The sequence below is a fragment of the Vibrio sp. 10N.222.49.C9 genome, from assembly GCF_041474985.1.
In the GTDB taxonomy this organism is placed as follows: Bacteria; Pseudomonadota; Gammaproteobacteria; order Enterobacterales; family Vibrionaceae; genus Vibrio; species Vibrio crassostreae_C.
Genome location: NZ_JBFRVD010000979.1, coordinates 1 through 413, shown reverse-complemented (window position 1 = coordinate 413; position 413 = coordinate 1). Strand labels below are relative to the sequence as shown.

Sequence of the window (413 nt, the reverse complement as noted above, 5' to 3'; positions counted from 1 at the left end):
AAAAAGTGCCGATTTGCCACAACTTGAGATTACCGAAGACCCCTCTCTGGCAAATATCCTGCTTGCTTCTCCGCCGATGGCCTCTGAGGTTATTAACGACTTCCCGAACCTTGAATGGGTGCAGTCCATCTACGCAGGTGTTGATGCGTTAACTCAGCCTGCGCCGCGCAGTGATTACCAACTCACTAACGTTAAAGACATCTTCGGCCAACCCATCAGTGAATACGTATTAAGCTACTCCATTGCACACTTTCGCCACTTTGCTACCTATAAACAACAGCAAACCGCACAAGTGTGGCAACCCTACCCTTACGTTTGCTTGAACGAAAAGACCTTAGCCATCCTAGGTACGGGCTCTATCGGGACTCATCTGTCCAACGTAGCAAAAGCATTTGGCCTGACGACTATTGGAG

General features: G+C 48.9%; 1 protein-coding gene. It reads left to right on the top strand.

Annotated features, from left to right (window positions below; translation table 11 throughout):
• A partial coding sequence (locus tag AB4585_RS26510) for an NAD(P)-dependent oxidoreductase (RefSeq protein ID WP_372171730.1) occupies positions 1-413 on the top strand: 413 nt, incomplete at both ends.